General features: G+C 46.9%; 6 protein-coding genes and 1 other RNA gene. 5 read left to right on the forward strand and 2 right to left on the reverse strand.

Annotated elements, in window-relative coordinates:
- Positions 1 to 1,366: 1,366 nt before the first annotated feature.
- Positions 1,367 to 2,125, forward strand: a complete 759-nt coding sequence (locus tag DXZ20_RS24360; protein ID WP_348918294.1) for a WecB/TagA/CpsF family glycosyltransferase — start codon at positions 1,367 to 1,369, stop codon at positions 2,123 to 2,125.
- A gap of 235 nt (positions 2,126 to 2,360) precedes the next feature.
- Here DXZ20_RS24360 and DXZ20_RS24365 read toward each other — a convergent pair whose 3' ends face one another.
- Positions 2,361 to 2,885, reverse strand: a complete 525-nt coding sequence (locus tag DXZ20_RS24365) for an XdhC family protein (protein ID WP_163701539.1) — start codon at positions 2,883 to 2,885, stop codon at positions 2,361 to 2,363.
- A 194-nt stretch (positions 2,886 to 3,079) separates the two neighbouring features.
- Here DXZ20_RS24365 and DXZ20_RS24370 point away from each other — a divergent pair, with 194 nt between their 5' ends.
- From DXZ20_RS24370 to DXZ20_RS24380, 3 genes are all read left to right on the forward strand, one after another.
- Entirely contained in the window at positions 3,080 to 4,246 is a 1,167-nt protein-coding gene (locus DXZ20_RS24370) for a 5-(carboxyamino)imidazole ribonucleotide synthase (RefSeq protein WP_163701542.1), read from the forward strand.
- Positions 4,247 to 4,385: 139 nt separating this feature from the next.
- Positions 4,386 to 4,569, forward strand: a non-coding RNA gene (ssrS, locus tag DXZ20_RS24375) — 6S RNA.
- 107 nt (positions 4,570 to 4,676) lie between these two features.
- Positions 4,677 to 5,150, forward strand: coding sequence for a BAR domain-containing protein (locus DXZ20_RS24380; protein ID WP_006517873.1), 474 nt, complete (start codon positions 4,677 to 4,679; stop codon positions 5,148 to 5,150).
- Between the two features lie 71 nt (positions 5,151 to 5,221).
- On the opposite strand, the gene DXZ20_RS24385 is transcribed toward DXZ20_RS24380, so the two are convergent.
- Positions 5,222 to 5,782, reverse strand: a complete 561-nt coding sequence (locus DXZ20_RS24385) for a DUF2808 domain-containing protein (protein ID WP_163667073.1) — start codon at positions 5,780 to 5,782, stop codon at positions 5,222 to 5,224.
- Positions 5,783 to 5,920: 138 nt separating this feature from the next.
- Between DXZ20_RS24385 and DXZ20_RS24390 the strand changes: the two genes are divergently transcribed.
- The coding region (locus DXZ20_RS24390) for a peptidase U32 family protein (protein ID WP_163703604.1) at positions 5,921 to 7,877 on the forward strand (1,957 nt) is incomplete at its 3' end.

The following is a 7,877-nucleotide window of genomic DNA, read 5'->3' on the forward strand; positions in this document are numbered from 1 at the left end:
GGTGGGGGTCGACCCTGGCTCGGTAGTTATGACCTGGTTGCAATTTATAATCAAGCTTTCGATGCTAGCGAAGTTGCACAGAACTATCTTGCGGGTGCTGATAGTTCTGTGCCTGTCGGCTTTTAAGAATGCTTCAGGGCATTTCCATAGCGATCAAGGATGATGATATCTGGGCCGATAGCGCATATCTTTCGATAGCGATGATCACGGCTTAGATGGTCATGGTCATGGCAACTGTGCGATCCGATAGCAAGCTCATCAAGGCGGTACCTGTACAAACCTCATGTGCTCGATCCTATCGCTATGGAGGGTTCTTAATGGCCTGGGCGTAGGAATTCTGGGGTTTTAGGGTTTAGAGTGAACCGACATCGATGTCCTGAATGGTGGGATTGGCATCATGCCACTATCACTATTCAGGGCTCGAATTGTTGCAACTTAGATCAGCGCAGGCTGTTTCCACCAAGTTCTCTGGCACATTTGTCCTATTCATGACCGGCAAGGCTTTAAGTATGCTGAAGCAAGTGCTGCTGAGCTAACGGCACAACTGTTATTTAATGATTTTGTCAATAGTGATTGATGGCGTTGTAAAAAGTTGTTGTGAGAACAATCTACCTGAACATGAATTTTATGTAAGTATTTCGATGGATTTTGCCTAAAAGAGGACTGTTAAGGCTGTAGTAGATGAAAAAGTTGGGTAGTGAAAGCCTCAGTTTTAAAGACTATGTATAGTTCTGTTGAGATTCTTACCGATCTTTTGTTGAGGTGGATGTTCTTTTTGTAGAATTTTCGGCAATTTGTTCAAATGAGTGCACAAGCTACATAGTAAAGCAACCGCTACATACGTAAATTTATTTGCCCTCCAGCAGGAAACTATTGTTAGGACTTCTTAGTCACTAAAGTAGGTTGGGCATTATCACTACAGTGTTTTTTCGGAAAGCTGTTTGCTAATTGCTCTAGCAGTATGAGAGGCTAAAACTTTAGTCTGCCACTACTGCTTGGGGACTATTGTTGCTGTGCTTGTGTGGGTATGTATGTATTCTCATCGGTTCTTTATTATCCCATTAAGTTTATTCGATGAGTTCATGCAAGGCACGGAGTGACTATTACAGCAGTGGTATAACGCTATTGGAATGGTTGTTCAGGTGTCATCTCCCTTCACCAACAGGCCTTCAGGTTGACAGGCAAATAGTTCCTTGTATAGGACATTTGAATGATTGTTCTTGTCTTCGACCTCAGTTGTGAATGTTTTTGTATTAGTCGTAAGGTAGCCTTCTGGAAAATCATGCAGTACCAAGCTTCTGTCGTCACTTCAGACCATAATTTCAAAGACTCTTATACAAATGTATCTGCCCTAACTACCGATAAAGTGCCTAAGGTCAATATATTAGACGTTGAGATTGACAACCTTTCCCGACAGGAGCTATTAGAGCGTTTAGACGCCCATGGCGGAGTTGTGGTTACACCCAATGTGGATCACTTGATGAAGCTGCAACACGATACAGACTTTCGTGACGTGTACAAGGCTGTGGACTATCGCGTTTGTGATAGCAAGATCCTGATGTATGCGGCTCAATTTTTAGGTACGCCCATATGTGACAAAATCTCAGGCTCTGACTTGTTGCCCTGGTTTTGTGATTATCACCGCGAAAATCCTGACGTGAAAATTTATTTGTTGGGTGCGGCTCCTGGTGTTGCCAAGCTGGCTCAGCAGCGTATTAATGAGCGTATTGGGCGTGATATTATTGTTGAGGCTCACTCACCTTCCTATGGCTTTGAGAAGAACCCTGAGGAGTGCGAAGCAATTATAGAGCGCATTAATGCTTCGTCTGCGAATGTCTTAGTTGTTGGTGTTGGTGCGCCTAAGCAAGAAAAGTGGATTGTGAAGCACAGAGAGAAACTATCCACCATTAAGACATTTTTGGCAGTCGGTGCAGCTATCGATTTTGAGGCAGGTCATAAGCCTCGTTCTCCTGAGTTTGTGACTGAGTTGGGTCTTGAGTGGTTGTACCGAACAATGTCTGAGCCTAAGCGTCTGTGGAGACGTTATTTGATTGAAGATATGCCTTTCTTTGGTATGGTGTTTCAACAGTGGTTAGCTAAGCGAAAGAAGCGAAAGTCAGTTTAAGTGTATTGTCAGAAAGCATTTGGAGGCTACGCCTAACTGCTACGTACTAATGCCATTTCATCACGATAAAGCCCTGAAATGTCTACAGACATTTCAGGGCTTTTCTCTATTTTGTTAGATATAGCGCACTGCTGGATGAATATCTCCAGAGGGAAGGTTGTGCCAATCTAGATGTTCTGTTGTTATTTTCTGTTTTTTGAGAATGTTGTTGAGGAGATGGGGCAGTGGAAATGAGTTATAGCTCTTCTATGTATGCATCCTGGCCTTGGAGGTTTCGTAATGATGGAGAGTTGCGGTCAATAATATACGGGAATTGACCTGTTACTAAGGGGACAATAAGTCGGCTGGTGTGAGGTGCTTCGAGGGCATATAGCATGGCTTGGGCGGTTGCGATCGCACCCTCTCCTTGCCAGCGTGTTAACCAAACATGAACTTGATCTGTTGTGGATTTATCTTCTGTAGGTATCGAGGAGACGGCAAACATATTATTGCCGGGATCGATCACCATCCGCTGGGAAATACCTGTTTTGAGAACAGAAAATGCCTGGGTAGTTACGGTCGCTTTGACAGTGTTTTCTGTTAAGCTGCCAGCACTTTGAGCATCACCCCAGATCAGTAGCTTATCGCCTACTTGAGAATCTACGTGACCTTGGGTTGCTGTCACAATAGCCAAAACAACAGGGCCTTGGGACAGTTGATTTAAGAGGCAAGAAAACAATTCTAGTGAAGACGTTTTGGGATTAACCGTCATCTGAGTCATAGATAAAAAAGCTCTCTCGTTAGCAGAGCGCTACTATTGTGTGGGCGATTGGGACGGATTAGTCTATCTAAGCTAAGGCGAAACGTAAAGATATATTATGGCAATCATCCTTAAAAAAGACATCCTTTGTTCTGTTACAAGGGACAGTTAAAAAAGGTGACCTTACCGTTCCCTTTATAGTTTTCAAGTTGATTATGGGACAGACAGCAAAAAAAATTGGCATTATTGGCGGCGGTCAACTGGCCTGGATGATGGCCGCTGGCGCTAAAACTTTAGATTTGAGTTTGATCATTCAAACGCCAGAGCAATCTGATCCCGCCGTTGCCATTGCTGATCATGTGGTTTTTGGGGCAGTGGCTGACGCCGATACAACGGCTATCCTGGCCAAGCATTGTGATGTCATTAGTTTTGAAAACGAGTTTATTGATCTACCAGCGCTGCAACTCCTTGAGAAGCAGGGCACTCAGTTTTATCCTCAGCTGAGCTGTTTGGAACCATTGTTAGATAAATATGATCAGCGGTTGTACTGTCAGAGTTTGGGGTTGCCCTCTCCTAAGTTTGTCGCGCTAAACTCAAAGGCCGATCTGCCCCAATTGGAAACTAGCGTTGCTACTGTTGGATTCCCTTTGGCCCTCAAAACCCGTCGCCATGGATATGACGGTCAAGGCACCTTTATTTTGCAAGACCTGGATGCTGTCAAAGCTACCTGGGCAAAACTCGGCTATCAGCCAATTCTATTAGAGGCCTTTGTAGCATTTGATCGAGAACTGGCAGTTATGGCCGCCCGTTCTCAGACGGGTGAAATCGCCCTCTATCCTGTGGTTGAATCCCAGCAAATTGATCAGGTCTGCCGCCGTGTGATTGCACCAGCAGATGTTGGCGATCCCGTGTGTCAGCAAGTGGCTCACATTGCCACTACGTTATTAACTCAGCTTGGCGTAATTGGTATGTTTGGGATTGAGCTATTCCTAACCGCTGATGATCGCGTTTTGATTAATGAGATTGCCCCCCGTACCCATAATTCGGGGCACTACACTCTGGATGCTTGTGTGACGTCCCAATTTGAGCAACAGCTACGGGCAGTGAGTGGACTATCACTGGGCTCGTCTGATCTTAAATGCTCTCAGGCTCTGATGATCAATCTTCTTGGATTTGAAAGTTCCACATCAAACTATAGAGAACAGCGGGGGGCTTTAGCCGCATTGCCGAATGCCCAAGTCTATTGGTATGGCAAAGGGGAATCTCGTCCGGGACGAAAATTAGGTCATGTCACGGTGACATGCGATCGCGTCTATACCCGTGATCAGCTCAACCAACTCATTCATCAGATAGAAGCTCTCTGGTATCCCGAATCCCCTTAAAACGTGGGGACGTTCCATGGAACGTCCCCACGTTTTTGGGTTCTATTTGAAATAGTGATTGAGGTGAGGAAAACCGCTCAATCATCTCTATCGATCAACCCTTGTCGATTTACCAGGACAGTTGGTTATGATGACTCTAGTTTCACTACGGCGTTGGTGACTGCCAACAATGTTTCTTGATCTATGCTTTTCACTTAAGGGCATCGAACAGGATCGCGGTGGCAGTATACCGGGCTTGTACCCGGAAACTATAAATCGCGACCACGGGCCCACCTGGATTTTCCAGGTCAAAAACTGAGGTAAGACGGCGTTGCGGTGAAACTTTTAAGATTTGAAAAGCTCTTGGTCGTTAGATCAAGAGCTTTTTGCTGTGGGGTTCACTATCCGGTAGTATTATTGATACTGTTGGTGGGTACAAATATACTATCCCATGGTTCAATACACGATTCCTCAAAGTCCCGAAAATGTATTGATCACCGTTTCTGGACGTGATTCGGCAAAAGCCCGTGAAAAGGCAATGGATCAGCTTCTAGAGATGATGGGCGATGGTAAGCTAACGGCTGATTTAGATGACGGCTTTACCCCAAAGGATTTTATTGAAGTGAAAGAACAAAAGACAGAACCCACCGCTGAGGAAAATGCAATTGTTGATGCGGTGCAGATCCTGAGCAGCTTGGCTAACTTAAAAATTAAGGTGCAAGGATCCCGCAGTGAAGCTTTGAAAGTGAGAGAACTAGTAGATTTACTGTTTACTGATGATGTCATTACTGATGAGCAGCTGGAAGAATTAAAGAATGGTTTTAAGGTGCTTAAAACCTTTGCCCAAAGTAATTTGCGCTATCGTGATGCGCGAGCTAGTGCAGAAGAAGCTCGAAAGGTATTGGATGAAGCCCTTGGTAAATAGGGGATGAAAATTAACGGTGTAGAGGCGTTACATGCACCGTCTCTACATTGTTTTTCCCCTCTAAATACGGCCTAAGGGTAAAGGCGATCGCTATCGTTATCAATAAAGTAAAGACGCCCATGGCCAGCAATGTGAGATTGAGGTTGGTCGCCTTCTGGAACGGTGATCACTCGGAATACATAGATGCCATCGAAGCGTGGATTACGTTGTGGACGTAAGCCGATGGTTACTTGTCTGCCTGGCGTAACGGGCGGATTAAATTCTACCGTCACAGCTTTGGTGTCTTCGTTGACGGAAATATTGCCCAAACCTAGTTCACTTCTCTCGTCTCCGGCTGTTTCTGAAAAGGCTACGGTCTGATCTAGTCGATAGGGTTGGAGATGGCGGGTTAGATTTTGGGGCTCAATCACCACACGTTGCAAGGCGGCATCTGCATTGGCAGGCAGATCGAGGGTAAAGAAATACGTGGCATTACGACGCATGACTGAGTCGTTGGTCGTAAACGCATTGAGGAATTGAGGGGGTTGTAAAAAAGCCGTGGTGCCGTTGGCTAACTCAACAGCCTGGGCGGTGTGGGTTAATGCTATTGCTGCGATTGTGCCGATTGATAGCGCTAACCACCTAGTTTTCATGACTCAGTCCTTCAATGTTGATACCCTTATTTTGGAAAATTTTATTGGAATTGTGGGGATGGCCTGATATAACCAAGGCTGGCGATTTATGGCGGAAGCCATAATAGTGGATAGGTTCGGTGTTCCATAGGTTTGAGTATGACGATGTGTTACGGCCCTGAATTACTAGCGCCAGCAGGCACATGGGACTGTGCTAAAGCTGCAGTGGAGAATGGTGCCGATGCGATTTATTTTGGCCTGGATCGGTTTAATGCGCGAATGCGATCGCAAAATTTCACCGAAGCCGACCTGCCCGAACTCATGGCATTTCTCCACAGCCGTGGTGTGAAGGGCTACGTCACTTTTAACACGCTGATTTTTCCTGGCGAACTAGCAGCAGCAGAACGCTACCTGCGCACCATGATTTCTGCGGGGGTGGATGCGGCCATCGTTCAAGACGTGGGCATGTGCCGACTAATTCGCCATTTATCCCCTGACTTTCCGATTCATGGCTCTACCCAAATGACGGTGACCTCAGCAGCGGGGGTGGAGTTTGCCAACAATCTTGGAGCCCAGTTAGTTGTTCTTGCAAGAGAATGTTCTCTTAAAGATATTGAGAAAATACAACAACAAACAAAAGATATTGCATTGCCGCTAGAGGTGTTTGTTCATGGAGCTCTATGTGTTGCTTATTCAGGGCAATGTTTGACTAGTGAATCTCTCGGTGGACGGTCAGCCAACAGAGGTGAATGTGCCCAGGCCTGCCGTATGACCTACGATATGAAGGTTGATGGAGAACTTGTCGATCTAGGAGATAAGCAATATCTTCTCAGCCCTCAAGATCTCTCTGGACTGCCTGTGTTGCCAGATTTAATTAAGTCTGGGGTGAGCTGTTTGAAGATAGAAGGACGATTGAAGGCCCCAGAATATGTTGCCAACGTTACCCGTGTTTATCGTCAAGCATTAGACCGGGCGTTGCAGACGGTCTCTCCAGCGATCGCAACAGAAAAGGTATCTCTGAAGCTAGGTAATCGACCCATTTCCTATCAGCCAACGGCAGATGAACGCTATAACCTGGAGATGGCCTTTTCCCGGGGTCTGTATACAGGCTGGTTTCGCGGTATCAATAACCAGAAATTAGTCCATGCCCGGTTTGCTAAGAAGCGGGGAGTATACCTGGGGGATGTGGTGCGGGTGACCAGGCAGCAGGTGGAGCTACGGCCCAAGGTACCGGTTAAGGCTGGGGATGGCATTGTGTTTGACTCTGGGCATCCCGATACGGACCAAGGTGGGCGGATTTATGGGGTGGAAGATCGGGGGCGTACTGTCTGTCTGAGCTTTTCTAAGCACGGCATTGATTTGCGTCAGGTTAAACCGGGCTATAAAGTTTGGAAAACCTCTGACCCAGAGCTAGATAAGGTCCTACGCCAGAGCTACAGCGGTGAGCAGCCCCAGGTTCAGCAGCCCATTGATATCGAAGTGCATGGTGTGGAGGGAGAGCCGGTGGTTGCGATCGCCACCGATCCCCAAGGCCACATTGCCAGGGCTACATCTGCAAAGCGGCTGGAATTGGCTCGTAATCAGCCTCTGACGTCTGAAAAGTTGGTACAACAACTTTCTCGGTTAGGGAACACTCCATTTCAGTTAGGTGCTTTGACTAACTATCTGGCGGCAGGGCTGATGGTGCCAGTGAGTGAGCTGAATCGCCTACGTCGGGATTTGGTGGAGCAATTGTTGGAGCAGCGGATGCAGCCGCAGGCTTGGAAGCTGGAGGTAACGCATACCTATGGGGATTTGTTGCCGGGGGGGTTGGGGTGCGGCAGGGCAGAGCAATTGGTGGAGGCGTCGGGTGTCGGGGTTTCGGAACAATCTGCGGGTTTGTTGGGTTTTGGGGACTCAATCCAACCTACGTTACTGCCTCTTGTTCGTAATTTTGCTCAACTTCGGGCGGTTTTGGCGGCGGATATTACGACGGTTTATTGCGAGCTGGAAAACCCGGTGCGCTATCGGGACGCAGTGGCGCTTTCCCGTGAGCTGAATCCTAAGGCCCAAATCTATGTTGCTCCACCTCGGATTACCAAGCCAGGCGAACAATACATTCTCAAACAGGTGCACC

This window comes from Adonisia turfae CCMR0081, from assembly GCF_011009555.1.
Classification (GTDB): Bacteria; Cyanobacteriota; Cyanobacteriia; order Phormidesmidales; family Phormidesmidaceae; genus Leptothoe; species Leptothoe turfae.